Origin of the sequence: Bacteroides faecis, from assembly GCF_020091505.1 — a bacterium.
Taxonomy (GTDB): domain Bacteria; phylum Bacteroidota; class Bacteroidia; order Bacteroidales; family Bacteroidaceae; genus Bacteroides; species Bacteroides faecis.
This window is the reverse complement of sequence record NZ_CP081916.1, coordinates 2,089,391-2,106,089: the sequence shown is the minus strand read 5'-3', so window position 1 is coordinate 2,106,089 and position 16,699 is coordinate 2,089,391. Positions and strand designations below refer to the sequence as shown.

Here is a 16,699-nt window from a genome sequence, read left to right as displayed (position 1 = left end):
CTTTAAAAGTCAATGTATTTTATCTCTCAACAACCATCAGTTAGGAGATAAAACAGGCAAAGACTTTTAAAGTGAACTCAAATTTCATTTTAACTATAACATAAATTCTACTGAAAAGATGAGATTCATTACTCTAATCATTGCAATCACTTTATTCCCGTTGACAATCAATGCGAAGAATAAAAAAGAATTGTCGTTCAAGGAAATCGAGACCGGCTTTTTACAAATCCCTGAGGATACTCAAATAGCTGTATACTGGTACTGGATTTCGGACAACCTGTCCGAAGAAGGAATTATCCGGGATCTGGAAGCCATGAAAAAGGTAGGAATCAACAGAGCCTTTATCGGCAACATCGGTCTGGATGATGTAAAGTATGGCAAAGTCAAGCTCTTTTCGGAAGAGTGGTGGAAGATTCTGCATACGGCACTGAAAAAGGCAAGTGAACTGAATATCGAAATCGGCATATTCAACAGTCCGGGCTGGAGCCAGTCCGGTGGTCCATGGATAAAACCGAACGAAAGCATGCGCTATGTGGGCTCTTCCCAACTAAAAGTGAAAGGTCCGCAAAACTTGCAGACCAGCCTTCCTTCCGTTGCAGAAGATGCAGAGGATATACGTGTCCTCGCTTTCCCTCAACCGGCAGAAAACGTCTACCACAAAAGATGGACCATACAAAAACGGGAAGGGAAAGAAGAGAGCCTAGACATCAAAGTACCGGATAACGTAACGCTCAGAAGCATTACCATCGCCAGCCCTTCACTACTCCGGACCACAGCTGATCTATACGTGAAAGAAGGAGCAGATTATCGCCTGCTGAAGAGAATCGGAGTAGACAGAGTGAATACAGGACTGAATGTGGGATTCCTCCCTTACGCTCCCGTGGTTACTGCTTTGCCGGAAACGAAAGGCACTGACTTCCGTTTATTTGTCCACGCTTCCGGAAATGCGGACATGATAGTCGATCTGTCCTCCCAACCCATAATAGAGCGTTATCCGGAAAAAACATTGGCAAAAATGTTCCAATATCCCTTGCCTATGTGGCATGAATATATGTGGGACAAGCAACCGGAGGTTTCTGACAGCAATATGTTGATAGACCCCAAGCAAGTAATAGACATAACTCCATATTTCAAAAACGGGCAACTCAACTGGCAGGTTCCGGCAGGTGAATGGACCATTATGCGGACAGCCATGTGCCCTACCCGGGTCACCAATTCTCCCGCCAGCCCGGAAGGTAGAGGACTGGAAGTAGACAAAATGAGTAAAAAGCACGTCGCCAAGCATTTCGACGCACACATGGGAGAGATTCTTCGCCGTATCCCTCCCGAAGATCGTACCACCTTTAAAATAGTGGTACAAGACAGTTATGAAACCGGAGGACAGAACTGGACGGATGATATGCTGGCAGCCTTCAAGAAGAAATACAAGTATGACCCGATTCCGTACCTTCCTTCCTTACAAGGCATTGTGATAGGGAGTCCGGATATGTCCGACCGTTTTCTTTGGGATCTTCGTCGCCTGGTAGCCGACCGCATTGCATATGATTATGTAGGAGGACTGCGAGAAGTCGGTCATCGTCATGGTCTGACTACCTGGCTCGAAAACTATGGTCATTGGGGGTTCCCGGGTGAATTCTTACAGTATGGCGGTCAATCAGACGAAATAGGCGGAGAGTTCTGGAGCGAAGGTTCGCTGGGAGACATAGAAAACAGGGCAGCCTCATCCTGTGCGCATATCTATGGTAAAAGAAAGGTATGGGCAGAATCATTCACGGCAGGTGGCTCCAACTTCAGCCGATACCCACATACATTGAAACAAAGAGGCGACCGTTTCTTTACCGAAGGAATCAACAGTACAATGTTGCATGTTTACATCCACCAGCCCTGGGAAGATAAAGTGCCGGGAGTCAGCACTTCATTTGGTAATGAATTTAACCGCCACAACACTTGGTTCAGCCAGCTGGATGTATTCAACCAATACCTGAAACGCTGTAACTTCATGTTGCAACAAGGAACCTATGTAGCCGACGTTGCCTACTTTATCGGAGAAGATACTCCTAAAATGACAGGAGTCTGCGATCCGGAGCTGCCACGCGGATATTCTTTTGACTATATCAATGCAGAAGTGTTACTGACAAAATCCTCTGTAAAAGGTAATAAGCTGACTCTGGAAAGTGGAATGCAATATCGTGTGCTCGTTCTTCCCAAACAAAAGAGTATGCGACCGGAATTGCTGAAACAAATAAAGAAGTTTGTAAAAGAAGGGCTTGTTGTATTAGGCCCCACCCCGGAATATTCTCCGAGTCTGGTCAATTATCCTACCGCGGACAGGGAAGTTCAGAAAATGGCTTCCGAACTTTGGGCCCACTCATCATACGGAAAGGGAAAGGTCTTTTCGGAGAAGTATTCGTTAGCAGATGTGTTCGCAGCTGTGGCATTATCTCCCGACTGCAAAATAAGCGATGGGGCTCCCATTTCCTTTATTCATCGGACAACCGATGAAGGGGACATTTATTTTCTCTCCAACCAAAGCAATGATTTCACTTCTTTCAAAGCCACCTTCAGAGTATCCGGCAAGCAACCGGAACTATGGAATCCTCTTACCAATGAGATTCGCATCTTGCCGGAATATACCGAAGCAAATTCATCAATCACTATTCCCCTACAGCTAGAATCATGCGAAAGTACTTTCATCATCTTCCGGAACGCAGAGGAAAAGACTGTAACCGGCAAGAATTATCCCCAGCCGTATGTTCTTACTACCATCCATACTCCGTGGAAGGTAAAATTTGAGGAAAGGCGGCAAGGTCCCAAAGAAAGTGTTGTCTTCAACACTCTGACAGACTGGATAACATCAGAAGATCCGCGTATTAAATATTACTCTGGTACGGCAGATTATACAAACACATTTACCATCAAAGAAATTCCCAGCCAACCTACTTACATTAATCTGGGAAAAGTAGTGGCAATGGCAAAAGTATATCTGAACGGAAAATACGTAGGGGGTGCATGGACCTATCCATACCGTCTCAACATCACGGACTATCTGCAAAAAGGCGAGAACACAGTTAAAATAGAAGTCGTAAATAACTGGGTGAACCGCCTGATCGGAGACCTGAAACTACCTGCAGAACAACGTTCCACGTGGACTATGGTAAATCCGTGGAGAGATGATTCTCAGCTACAGTCCTCCGGTTTATTCGGCCCTGTCCGAATAGAATCTCATGATTATGAATTGCTCAAATTCAGCCCTCTCAGTGATAATTAATGCACTTTTTTATTATCACTTATCACTTTCCAGGTTAACAGTCTCATCATCAACCCATATGAAGTGATAATAGCTAGTGACAATAAGGTGATAATAGAATAAATCAGATTTCTATTATCACCTTATTATTTTCTCTTTTTCCACATAACTTTCAGATACACAAGCTGATCCTCTCCTCTTCATCAATAATCAATCGTACCTCACCAGCGATTAAGATCACCCTTCAAACCAATAAAGAGACGGTAGAATTAGTAGTAAACGAAGCCTTCAGCAAGGCGTTCCGGCTGTCTGAGCAATGTCTTTTGGCAGTTACTGAAGATCATCTCACGTACATAGTCTGGTCGGTCCACATACGTGAAACATTCGGATTACGTACGTGAACTCAAAGGATCACGTACGTGGAATGAATACGTGTTGCTTACAAAGTATATTATGAGAGCCTTGCCTATATATTAAGCTTACCGGGGTATACACTAACAGATGCCTAATCAAATCATCTCCGGCCCTCGAGTCAGATACATCTGCCCCAAAGCCTTACATTCTTCAGCTCTATCATAGCCCGGGATACCAGTTTTCGGGACCCTTTCTCTGTGATATGAAGCATTTCAGCTATTTCCTCGTAACTTAGTTCCTGCATATATCTGAGATAAATAGCTTCCCGCTGTCGTGCCGTCAAACATTGAAGCATCTTTTCTATCCGATTCAGCAAATTCTTCCTTTCCTCTTTATTTATCAGCAAATCCAGTCCCGTAACATGTATTGGAAAATCACTCTCATTCAGATTTTCTATGTTATAAGTCTCCATGTTCTTTCTTGCATTCGAAACGACTTTGTTCTTCAGGCACTTCAATAAATAGAATTTCACTTGTTTGTTTTCGCATATATTCAGCCCGGCATAATGATCCATTATATTAAGAAAAACATCATGAATGATATCCTGAAGATCTTCATGCGATACTCCCAATGCTTTTCCATAAGCATACAAATCATTAACGTAGCTGTCATATAAATATAAAAACAAACTTTCCTTTTTTGTGCTTTCCATACTAAATTCAATTAAAGTGAATACTTCGAACTCATGTAATACTTTCTAACGAATGCAAATTAACCTACTATTAAATGACTTTTAGTGCCGCCTGCTGACAAAATGAAAAGCCAGGGCAAAAATGTCCGACAGGAGAACAGTCGGACATTTAAGACACAAACTAAAACACTGATTATCTATAGTTTACAAATACTATATGCGCAAAGAGAGCACAAAAGGAAAGAGAGGATACGAATACAGAAAAGAGGGAGGAAAAGTCATTTCTTATGCAATTCCCTGTAGTCTTTAGGAGTCACACCAAACTTACGAGTGAACTCTTTATAGAAATAAGAACGGCTGGCAATCCCTACATCCGAAATGACATCCTGAATAGACAACTCATCATTTGACAGCAAACGTGCAGCTTTCTCCATCCGATAGTTCTTTATCAAATCACTGGGAGACATACCGGAAATCTCTTTCAACTTGCGGTAAAATTGACGGGGACTCATCGCCATCCGGTCGGCAATGAAAGTAGACCCCAAGTCCTCCTTATCCAGATTCTGCTCTACTATTTGCAGGAACTTCCTGATAAAATCGGCCTGTTCCTGAGTGTAGCATATGATTCGTTCTGACAAGCTGCCCAGTTCTTCGACATAAATCTGCTTGGCCTCCTGTTTGCCATACACCGACTTATGGACCACATTGTTCAAAAACAGAATGTCATAAGGAAGCACAATATACGAATCGGACCACTTTATAAGTTCCTGCTGAACTGTAGAAGAGGCTTTCCAGCTAAGCATAGGAACAAAGGCTGCCTTCGACAACAGAGAACGGTGCTTATTGACATACTCCATAAAGGTTCCTTCAGCGTCAGCATACATCAGCATATCCACAAGAAATACGGTAGGAGTATTCTGTTTCACATATTCGAAAGCGGCCTGAATCGTTTTGACGCGGTGAACCACAAATTCATCTGAAAGCAAATTACTAATAAGCCACACCATTTCATCACAGTCTTCGAGCAATAATACCGTTTTCTTCACAGACGATGATTCGGTTGCTTTTACAGGAGAAAAGGTAAGAGTCAGATGTTGTTTTTGTTCTCTGTCTTCATAGCGAATACCATCGCAGACCTGCTCCAAAGCTGCCTGTGCAAAATGCTGAAAGATCCTCATCTGGAATGCCTCATCCATCCGGTCTGCCTCCATAGCAGGCAGCTGACCTGATAAAGCTTCATACAATTCCTTCACCGATCCATCTTCCGAGATTACAGTCAGGAGCATCTTGCCTTCTTCTTTTGTCGCATCTATGGTGATGCCTGCTCCGTCTTTCCTGTGGCAGGAAAAGAAATAAATATAATAGAAGACATAGCGCAGAGCATTTCTGTATATCTCGAAACTGAAACTATCCGACAGGGCGATATGAATCTTCGAAACATCTTCACCGCGCTTTCTAAATACTTGCAGTACTTCTTCTGCCAATTCTTTTAAGCACAGACATCCTGATATGGTAAAATTGACAGGCGACAAAGTAGTGAGTTCTTCATTGGAGAGGGCATCGGAAGAGAACAGTAACGACATCACCGTTTCACGCACCAGTTCTATCTTTGCATAACGCTGTTCATATGTCGTATTCTCCGCCCGCAAATGGTCACACATCTGATAAATTAAAGTAAGACCGTTCACTAAATCCCTGCCCGGACTTTCACCTACTGTTCCCGAAGGAATATTCTTGTTCTCCGAGTCGCGCATCATTTTTATCATCTGCTCGTTCCGGAAGTATCTTCTCAATAAATAAGCCACATAAAGGATGATCAGTATGGCCAATAGCGTATAGATGATACGTGCCAGAGTCGTCTGATACCAAAGAGGGGAAATATGCAGGGGAATGGAAAAGGTTTTGTATGCCGTATCAAACACATCTTTTTTATAGCGTACTTTAAAGACATAGTCGCCCACCGGTACTTGTGAATAAGAAGCTTCCGTGATACTGTTAAATGGAGTCCATTCCTTATCATAGCCTTCAAGCATATAAGAATATTCGACATCCGCCCCCCTGATATAATCGGGGACGACAAATCTTAAAGAGAAAGCGACAGTCGAGCTTTTTAGCTCTATGCCTTCTTCTTCCGTACAATAATCTGCCAACTTAGCTTCAGTACGTCCGATAAACAATTTACGCAATATGATATTGGGGTAATATTCCGGAGCAATGGCATTCTCCTGTTCCATATAAATTATACCGTCGACCCCTCCGAAAAACAGATTCTCGGTATAAGGGCATTTGTAATAGGCATCGTCGCTAAATTCTCCGATTTGTACCCCACCGGTATAATAGTACGTATGCGAAGAACAATTGACGGGATTATACTTGATAAGTCCTTTATTAGTTCCCAACCAAAGAAAGTCATTCGCGTCTTTCAGGATACCGTGAATCATATCATTCAACAATCCCTGTTCACGTCCGATATATCCCGCCTCTATTTTGCTCCCTTTAAACGTCAGACAAACCAGTCCCGAAGTAGTGCCGATATACATCCGACCGTCAGGGAACCGATACATACAAAGAACATCATCTACCGCTTTATGCAACAGCGATTTGAGAGAGATCACCTGATATTCCTCCGTTTGCCTGTTAAATCGCACAAGGCCACTCCCACGGCTACCCAACCACAGAATAGAATCCCCTTCGGGTATCATGGAAAAGAATGTGTGTATTTCGTTCTGTTCATAAAAGAAATGATAATCCTTCCGTTCCTTGATGCGAATCCGACCGGTAGTTTTGTCCAGTGTCACCTTGCAAAGTCCGCCATTGGAAGTTGCCAGATAGAGAACAGAATCATTGGCTTCATGAATGGCATGTATTTCCATGTCATGCCTGCCTACAGTATCAACCACCTGTCGGAGGCAATCATCCTTAAATGAATAATATAACAAACCGTAAAGACCGGAACCCACCCAGAAACCATCCATATAGTGACTCTGCTGCAAAGCATATACCTGAAATTCCTTATGCCCCTTGCTATAAGAAGAGGCATGTTGCTTGAAATCGGGGAAGTAAACGACCGCTTTCGCCGCATCCACTCCATTCCGATAATCGGGTACACGCAACAACCCGTCTCCTTTGGTTCCAAACCACAAGCCTCCGTATTTATCAGTCATCAGAGAACGGACCTGCCTGCTTAAGTTAGGTGACAGGTCACTCATCATCAAATTGGTAGCTATAGAATACTTCTTTGCATACATGACAGTCCCCTGTCCATCGGTTCCAAGCCACAGTATTCCTTGCTTGGAGTCTTTATACACATCAAAGATCCGCACATTCTGATCGACAATCTCTTCTTTATATTTCTGTGAGGTACGTAAACGAATCAGTCCGTTCGTCCAAAAGCCGATAATTATATCTTCATAAAATGGTACAATACCTTTGATCTCCCCATATTTCTGAACCAAAGAAGCAATATTACGGATGTATATCTTTGATTTACGGGAAATATCGTACATATACAAGTCTTTATCCGCGTCTACAAAGCAAAACACATCGTTCTGATAGTAGACGTAATCAATCGGCTTGGAATGGAATGCGTAAGTGAAGAGATGGGAGGAGACATCTAAAGTGTCCTGATCGAAAGAATCTACCGAGAACTGGTATATTTCGCCTGTGGAAGAATTGGGGAATACCCATAACTTCCCGTCGTCCGTAACAAAAGCGCGCATCGTAAGGTTGTCTATCACCATGGGAGGGCGCTCCACCTCCACAAAGCGGTCATAACGCGTATTATAATAGCGTATCCAGTCGTAACCGATGACCCATGTATTTCCATTCCGGTTGGAATGCAGACAGTTTTCGCTGGGAAGTTCATAAGTACCGACTACTTTACGAAGGACAGGAGAGAAACGATTCTGACCTGCCCCCGTAGTTATCCAAAGACAATTGCTGTCTGCCTGACGAATACGATAAATTACATTATTGCTCAGGTTGGTTGAAAAATCGGAACGATAAACATCCATATCCCTTCCATCATAGCAATTGACTCCATCATACGTTCCAAACCACATCAAACCGGCACTATCTTGAAAAACCGATATCACTGCACTATTAGATAATCCTTGTTGGTAACCTACTTTTGAGAAGAAAAAGGAATCATTCTCAGAATTACCAGCCAGACAATCAAACAAGCAAAAGTAGGAGATGAATATCAAAAGAGAGAATATTTTCATTACAAAATACAAGATTTCTCTATGGTTAATGGAACAAAGTTATACTTTAAACAATAGAAAACAAATTATTTTCGTGTAATTTGCACCATTACGCCACTTTCGCAGATATCAATCGTCAAGTTAACAAATGAGTGAAATACGAGTGGACAAGGAACTTTTTTCACCTGGGCCGACTATATTTCACAGTCTTTCCCGGTGAAGAAATAGAAGGAGCTACCGCCTCATCCGACACCGCCCGTTTGTAATTAGGCTTGCTGCTCATGACAAAACGGAGTTTTACTCCATCACGAATATCATCATACGTCAGATAAGACTTATCGTACTTCTTGCCATTGACATACAGTTCTTTCACATACAGGTTCTCCGGCGACCAATGATCCGCTGTCATCTCAATATTTTTTCCATTGCTCATCCGGACGGTAATAGCCTCTGCACAAGGCGAACCGATATTATAAATATTACTGGACGGAGCAATCGGATAGAAACCGATACAGTTGAACATATACCATGCCGACATTTGTCCGCAATCGTCATTGCCACTCAAAGCATCCGGTGTGTTTCCATAGAAACGGTCCACGATGGTGCGTATCCATTTCTGGCATTTCCAAGGTTCTTTCAGGTAATTGTAAAGGTAAGCGACATGATGGCAAGGCTCATTTCCATGCCAATAGGCACCGATACGTCCCTGAATATCATGCGCGCCGGGAATATCATCCGGCAGTTCTACCGTGAAAAGCTCATCCAGCCGCTTGCGGAACAGTTCCTTACCAGCTTCATTGATATATCCTTGCACGTCTTGCGGCACATACCAGGTATATTGCATGGTGAACCCTTCTGTAATGTCTCCCCAGCCATGTACCGATCCCGGACCCTGATAGGCAACCGGAGTAAACGGGGTGCGCCAGTCTCCTTTACTGTCGCGTCCGCGCATATATTTCGTTTCGGGATCAATCAATGTCTGATAAGACAAGGCACGGTTGAGGAAATAATGGTAATCGTCTTCTTTGCCTAATTTCCTGGCTGCCTGTGCGATGCAATAATCATCATAAGCATACTCCAGCGTTTTAGAAACGGACTCGGCCTCCTTGTCGAAAGGTACATATCCCATAGCACGATACTCCGGCAGACAGTCGTAGTTCGGATTCATCGCTGTGGTCTTCATCGCTTCGTAGGCACGCTCATAATCGAAGCCTTTCACCTCTTTCACAATCATGTCTGCCAACACCGAAACGGCATGATAGCCAATCATACACCAAGTTTCATTGCCGTAGAAAGACCAGACAGGAAGCATCTTCTCCACACTCTTGTCATAATGAGCCAACATAGAATTCGCAATGTCCGCATTCACCTCTTGCTGAACCAGGTTAAACCAAGGGTGCAGAGCCCGATACGTATCCCAAAGGGAAAACACCGTATAGTTCGTGAAGCCTTCCGCCTTTTCTATGTTCTTGTCCAAGCCACGGAATTGTCCGTCCGAATCCTGAAAGATAAAAGGATGCAGGGCTGCATGATAGGCGGAAGTATAAAACGTTTCCTTTGTCTTTCGGTCAGCAGTCAACGTATATTTTCCGAGTTCCTTTTCCCAGAGTGCTTCCCCTTTCGCCTTCAACTCGTTGAAAGTCAATCCGTCGAGTTCCTTCATATTATTCCGGGCGCCATCTGTGCTGACTGCCGAAACTGCAGTTTTCACAATCACCTCTTCTCCTGCCTTCGTATCAAAAGAGAGACAAGCCATCAGATTCTTTCCCCAGGCTTCGTAAGAGCTGCGGAACCGGGAAGTATTATAAATCACCGGCTTCTTGTCCTGCATAAAGCGCAGTCCGGTCAGTTTCTTTGAGAAAGTAGCTGTCAGGTATACATGGCGTTCCGGTCCCCACCCTTTCACCAGTTTGTAGCCGGTGATAGTCGAATCGTTTATCATACGCAGATTGGACCATTCGCAGGATTGCCACAACGTATGATTCATGTCAATCATGATGAATGCACTGTCCGACTCAGGATAAGTAAAGCGAAACATACCGCTGCGCACACCGGAAGTCATTTCGGCCTTCACTCCATAGTCTGCCAGTTCCACAGCATAATAATTGGGGGAAGCCCACTCTTTATCATGCGAGTAACGCGAACGGTAGCCTTTATCGGGGTCTTCATGCGTACCAGGTTCCAGTTTCATTTCCCCCGTTCCCGGTATAAACAGAAAATCGCCTAAGTCCGGAATCCCCGTTCCGCTCAAATGCGTCAGACTAAATCCCATCAGCGTCAGATGGTTGTATTTGTATCCGGAAGCTGCATCGTAAAAACGGCTGTCCGTATCGGGACTCATCTGGATTCCTCCGAAAGGAATCTGTGCACCGGGATAGACATTTCCGTAACCATCCGTACCGACAAACGGATTCACATAGTCCGTCAGCTTTTCAGTTTGAGCCATGCCCGGCAAGATACTCACCAGACACGACCAAACCAAAAACAATCTTTTTCTTCCTACTTTATTAACCATATCTATTCACATTATACCTGTATATCACCTACGGCAACCTGATATTCATGCCATAATTCGTCTATACTATATTCTTTTCCTAAGATATGCTTGATGGCTCCGTCAAACGACCAGGGAATCACTTCCAGTGTACTCCGGTTGAATTTACGTAAAAATTCGGGGTCCTTGTTGTCGCGCAGCCAAACAAAGAAATAGCCTGCCGTGCGATAGCCATCCATATAGTTTCCCCCTTTCGGACGTGCATTCGGTCCGTCGAATCCACCGTTAGCCACACGTACGGCATCTGCCATTCCTTCAATAAATGCCCAGAATACGCGGTTGGTTCCGTAAGAGCCGATTCCCTGTGGTTCCAGCTGGTACGCGTGAGTCAGTTCATGCAGCAGTACACCACGTGTTTCAAAGAACAACTTGGCTGTATCGTTTTCAGCAAATGACTTTTCAATGTGACGAGTACTGTAGAAGATCGTAACATCTCCATTACCACCACCTTTGGCAGAAATACCTTCGATGTCTTCGAGTGTATAATGTATCTTGCTCACCGGAGTGATGCTGTCTTCCGGCGAATTGTAAAGAGTGGCCAATACAGTACGGGCCTGCTCCTTGATATAAGACTCCGCATCCGGAATAATCCGGTGATAAATGTCCGAACCTTTCGTTTCCGGAGCTTTATCTTCAAACAAGATCGTTCCTACATTGTAGCTTTTCCATACGTCCGGTTTGGATTCTGCCTGCTTCTTTGCACTTGCCGCACAAGCTCCCATGCCCACTATCAGGCCAATTGCATATACCAAATGTCTCTTTTTCATATTCTTTTCTTGATTATTTATTGATGCTGTTAATTGATTCCGTTCGTTAATGAGTAAGGTTTGTCCTCAGCTGATAATCCCCGACGTTTATTCGGCGATGACGCCATTTTAAATTCCAGTACGCCTCCTTTCAGGATATCCGCGTGTGTGATGTACATTTTATCATAAGACTCTCCATTCAGTTTCAGCGACTGCACATAACGTTTCTTGTCGCTGACACCGGGTGCCTTGATCTCTAATGTTTTCCCATTGGGAAGCTTCAATTTGACATAGGGCAGATAAGGTGCACCCAGCACGTACTGATCTGTGCCCGGACAAACCGGATAAAAACCCATGACAGAGAATAGATACCATGCCGACATCTGTCCGCAATCATCATTTCCTCCCAGTCCATTGATGTCATTCTTGTACATCTTGTTCAGAATCTCACGCAGCCAATACTGCGTCTTCCACGGTTGCGAAGTCCATGCGTACAGATAAGGAACATGATGGCTCGGCTCATTGCCATGCACATATCCGCCCACCAGGCATTCTTCCGTAATATCCTCATTATGTTCATAATACTTCTCCGGCAGATGCATGGAGAAGAGTTCGTCCAGCTTCTGCACGAATGTCTTTTCTCCTCCCATCAGATCCATCATACCAAACACATCATGCGGTACGTGGAAGGAGAAGTTCCATGAATTACCTTCGATAAAGCCTTCACCATAAGTTTGCAACACATCGAACTCTTTTTTGAATGTACCATCACTATAGCGGGGACGGGCAAAGCCGATACTTGTATCATAGATATTACGGTAGTTCAGAGCACGCTTCCGATACGTTTCGGCCAGTTCTTTATTACCCGCATTCAATGCCGTCTGATAAATAGTCCAGTCGTCATAGGCATATTCCAGCGTGGAAGAAGCCGCCGTACCGCTCTTGTCCAAGGGGATATAGCCCAGCTTCATATAATCGGCTACTCCTTCGTAATAAGGTACGGTAGAAGTACTGACCATCGCCGCCAACGCCTCGTCAGCATTCGAAAAGACTCCTTTGGTTATCGCATCGGCCAACACCGATACAGCATGATAACCGCTCATACACCAGTTCTCATTTCCCATCAGACTCCAGACCGGCAACATGCCGTGTACACTCTGCTGCTCATGCTTGATCATAGATTCTACCATATCCGCATTGCGTTCCGGTTTCACCAGATTGAGGAACGGATGTTCCGCACGGTATGTATCCCAAAGCGAGAAAATCGTATAGTTAGTAAATCCTTTGGCCTGATGGATATTGTGATCCAAACCACGATAAGAACCGTCCACATCCATATATACGGACGGATTAATCATGGTATGATAAAGCGAAGTATAGAACATTGCCTTCTGGTCGGGGGTACCTTCTACTTCGAAATGATCTAGCTCATTGTTCCAGTCTGTCCGGGCAGCTTCAGCCAGCTGTTCAAAGCTTTTTCCGGAAGCTTCGGCACGGAGATTTTTAACAGCCCCCTCCGTACTGACTGCCGAAAGCGCTACTTTCACAACCAGTTCCGGGTCCTCAGCCGTATCGAAGTTGAAATAGGCAACAATCTTACGTCCGGTGATTTCGGGAAAATTCTTTTCCATGTTGAAGCGACGCCAGAATCCGTTGTACAGTACCTTTTGCTTATCCTTATAACCGTAGTCCTTGATCGGTTGTGACAAGGAAATAGCAAAATAGGTATAATTCGTGCGTGCCCATCCGTTAGTGATACGATATCCTGTCAGTAATGTATCATTTTCCACCCGCAGGTTTGCCCACAATACTTTGCCGTCATAATTATAGATACCATGCACCAAGTCCAGAATCAAATGACCGTCTTTTCCTTTCGGGAACGTATATTTATGTACACCGACCCGCTGCGTGGCAGTCATCTGAGCTTTAATGCCATAGTCGTCCAGCATTACCTCATAATATCCGGGAGTTGCTTTTTCGGTGGCATGACTGAAACGCGAACGGTATCCTTCTTCCGGATGATCCGCCCGTCCGGGGTTCAGCTTCAGATCACCGACAGCAGGCATCAGCAGGATATCTCCCAAGTCCGAATGTCCCGTACCGCTGAGGTGGGTGTGACTGAAACCGACAATGGTCTTGTCCCGATACTGGTAACCGGCACAATACTCATAAGCGTTTTTCTGATATGCACCGTTTATATTATGTGGTATTGTATCTGTGTCCGGACTCAATTGTACCCATCCGAAAGGTGTACAGGCACCGGGAAAAGTATGCCCCATACCATTGGTTCCGATAATCGGATTAACGTAATCTACCGGTTGCTGAGCTACGGCAGACAAGGTTGCCGCCGCCATAGTCATCATCAATACTTTCTTTTTCATCTTATTCATACCTGCTTATTTTTTATCACGAGAGAAGGAATAGGGGAAATCGGATTCGTTAATACCTCTTCCTTTATTCGGTTTATTATCCATATCAAATACCAGATGTCCGCCTTTCAGCAAGTCGAAGTGATTCAGGTAATTCTTTGTATAGTTCTTGCCGTTATAGTTCAGCGAACGGATGTAACGATTGTCATCACTGTTCTTGGGAGCGGAGATTTCCAGTTTCTTGCCGTTCTCCAGTGTGATCGTCGCTTTCTTGAAATAAGGAGCACCCATCACGTACTCATTGCTGCCCGGACATACCGGATAGAACCCCAAAGCGGTAAACACGTACCAGGCAGAAGTCTGTCCGTTGTCTTCATCGCCGCAATAGCCGTCGGGAGTGGCAAAGTAAAGGCGGTTCATCACTTCACGCAGCCAGTACTGGGCTTTCCAGGGTTCGCCTGCATAGTTATACAAGTAAATCATGTGCTGGATAGGCTGGTTGCCGTGCGCATAGTTCCCCATGTTAGCAATCTCCATTTCACGGATTTCATGAATCACGCCTCCATAATAGCTATCATCAAATATCGGTGGAAGGTTGAATACTGAATCGAGCATGCTGACAAACATCTTTCTTCCACCCATCAGATCGGCCAGTCCCTGTACATCATGGAATACAGACCACGTATAGTGCCAGCTGTTTCCTTCGGTAAAGGCATCTCCCCATTTGAACGGGTTGAAAGGAGTCTGGAAAGTTCCATCAGCATTCTTTCCGCGCATCAGTTTAGTCTCCGGATCGAACAGGTTGCGATAGTTCTGGCTTCTTTTCTTATAAACTTCCAGTTCTTCCGCCGGACGGCCTAACTTTTCACCCATACGGTAGATGCACCAGTCATCATATGCATACTCCAGCGTACGGGCAGCATTCTCGTTAATCTTCACATCGTAAGGTACATAGCCCAGTTTATTATAATATTCGTATCCACGACGTCCTGTTGTAGAAACTCTCGGGTGTACACTGTTGGCTCCCTTGAGCAAACCTTCATACATTTTCTCTGCATCTGCCTTGGTCACGTTCTTCATGAAAGCATCTGCCACTACAGAAGCCGAATTGTTTCCGACCATACAACCACGATGTCCCGGACTTGCCCATTCGGGGAAGAATCCGCTTTCAAGGTATGTATTCAACAGTCCTTCCTGCATCTTCTCGCCCATCGAAGGATATACCAGATTGACGAAGGGGAACAGGCAACGGAATGTATCCCAGAATCCGGTATCGGTAAACATATAGCCCGGACGGATTTCACCGTTATAAGGACTGTAATGTACGGTTTCACCCTTCGCATTCACTTCATGGAACATACGGGGGAATAATACCGAACGATACAGACAAGAATAGAAGGTACGCATCCGGTTCTCATCATCGTCTTCGACTTTGATACGTCCCAGTACGTCATTCCAAGCTTTACGTCCGGCTTCCTTGGTCTGTTCGAATGTCTTGTTTCCGATTTCTTTCAGATTCAGTTCCGCCTGTTCGGGGCTGATGAATGAGGAAGCCACTTTGGCATGCACCTGCTCGCCTTTCTTTGTCGAAAAACCGATGGCAGCACCTACGTGATTGGATTGCAGTTCAAGATGTGTCTCTACCAGATGGTAGTCCGCCCATACTTTATTAAATGTAAAAGGCTTGTCGAACTCTATCACAAAGTAGTTCCTGAAATTCTGCGGAACACCGCCACTGTTACGTGTCGTATAACCTACAATCTTATTTTCTTCAGGAATCACCTTCACATACGAACCACGGTCGAAAGCATCTACTACCACATAAGCATCGGATGCTTCGGGGAACGTGAAACGGAAGTATGCACAACGCTCTGTCGGGGCAATCTCCGTTGTCATGTTATACTCTGACAGATAAACGCTATAATAATAGGGAGTTGCTTTCTCTGCTTTGTGCGAAAACCAGGAAGCACGGCTGTCCTGATCTATCTTCAGCTGTTTGGTCATCGGCATGATGGAGAACTGTCCGTAGTCATTGATCCAGGGACTGGGCTGATGGGTCTGCTTGAAACCTCTGATTTTGTCAGAAGCATACGTGTAAGCCCAGCCGTCGCCCATCTTTCCGGTCTGCGGCATCCAGAAGTTCATCCCCCAGGGAAGTGCGATGGCAGGATAAGTATTTCCGTTGGAGAGCGAAATTTTGGAGTCGGTTCCCATCAGGGGATTCACGTAATCCACCGGTTGCTTTTGTGCAAAAACAGAAGAGACTCCCAATAGCAGGGTCATTGTGACAGACAGTAGTTTCTGTTTATTCATGATATAAAAGTTAAACTATTAATATTAGATTAGCAAGTATTATTCACGTTACAAATTAACGCATCTTTCAGCAATTATCAGTCCTCTCATACGCCAAAATCAGAAAAAATGCCTGTATAGTCATTCAAAGGATAAGAGTGTCAATGAGAGTACAAATTAAACAACTGAGAATCAAAGCATAATGAATATCGGTGTATCATGAGAGTACAACCGGGAGAGTCAC

The 16,699-nt window shown here is 44.5% G+C and carries 7 protein-coding genes; 1 reads left to right on the top strand and 6 read right to left on the bottom strand.

Features of this window, described 5'->3' with window-relative positions; genetic code table 11:
• Window positions 1–118 precede the first annotated feature (118 nt).
• Window positions 119–3,268, top strand: coding sequence for a glycosyl hydrolase (locus tag K6V30_RS08330; RefSeq protein WP_055268550.1), 3,150 nt, complete (start codon window positions 119–121; stop codon window positions 3,266–3,268).
• Window positions 3,269–3,779: 511 nt separating this feature from the next.
• On the opposite strand, the gene K6V30_RS08325 is transcribed toward K6V30_RS08330, so the two are convergent.
• The 6 genes from K6V30_RS08325 to K6V30_RS08300 all read right to left on the bottom strand — a co-directional run bounded on the left by K6V30_RS08325 (window position 3,780) and on the right by K6V30_RS08300 (window position 16,476).
• Entirely contained in the window at window positions 3,780–4,313 is a 534-nt protein-coding gene (locus K6V30_RS08325; RefSeq protein ID WP_055268549.1) for an RNA polymerase sigma factor, read from the bottom strand.
• 257 nt (window positions 4,314–4,570) lie between these two features.
• Window positions 4,571–8,515 carry a helix-turn-helix domain-containing protein gene (locus K6V30_RS08320; protein WP_055268548.1) on the bottom strand — a complete coding sequence of 1,315 codons (3,945 nt, stop codon included), beginning with the start codon at window positions 8,513–8,515 and terminating at the stop codon, window positions 4,571–4,573.
• Window positions 8,516–8,675: 160 nt separating this feature from the next.
• Window positions 8,676–11,009 carry a GH92 family glycosyl hydrolase gene (locus K6V30_RS08315; protein WP_055268547.1) on the bottom strand — a complete coding sequence of 778 codons (2,334 nt, stop codon included), beginning with the start codon at window positions 11,007–11,009 and terminating at the stop codon, window positions 8,676–8,678.
• Window positions 11,010–11,020: 11 nt separating this feature from the next.
• Window positions 11,021–11,815 (bottom strand): basic secretory family protein, encoded by a 795-nt coding sequence (locus K6V30_RS08310; RefSeq protein ID WP_010536582.1) that lies wholly within the window; start codon window positions 11,813–11,815, stop codon window positions 11,021–11,023.
• Window positions 11,816–11,844: 29 nt separating this feature from the next.
• Window positions 11,845–14,184, bottom strand: a complete 2,340-nt coding sequence (locus K6V30_RS08305; RefSeq protein ID WP_081030732.1) for a GH92 family glycosyl hydrolase — start codon at window positions 14,182–14,184, stop codon at window positions 11,845–11,847.
• Between the two features lie 6 nt (window positions 14,185–14,190).
• Entirely contained in the window at window positions 14,191–16,476 is a 2,286-nt protein-coding gene (locus tag K6V30_RS08300; protein WP_055268546.1) for a GH92 family glycosyl hydrolase, read from the bottom strand.
• Window positions 16,477–16,699: the final 223 nt, after the last annotated feature.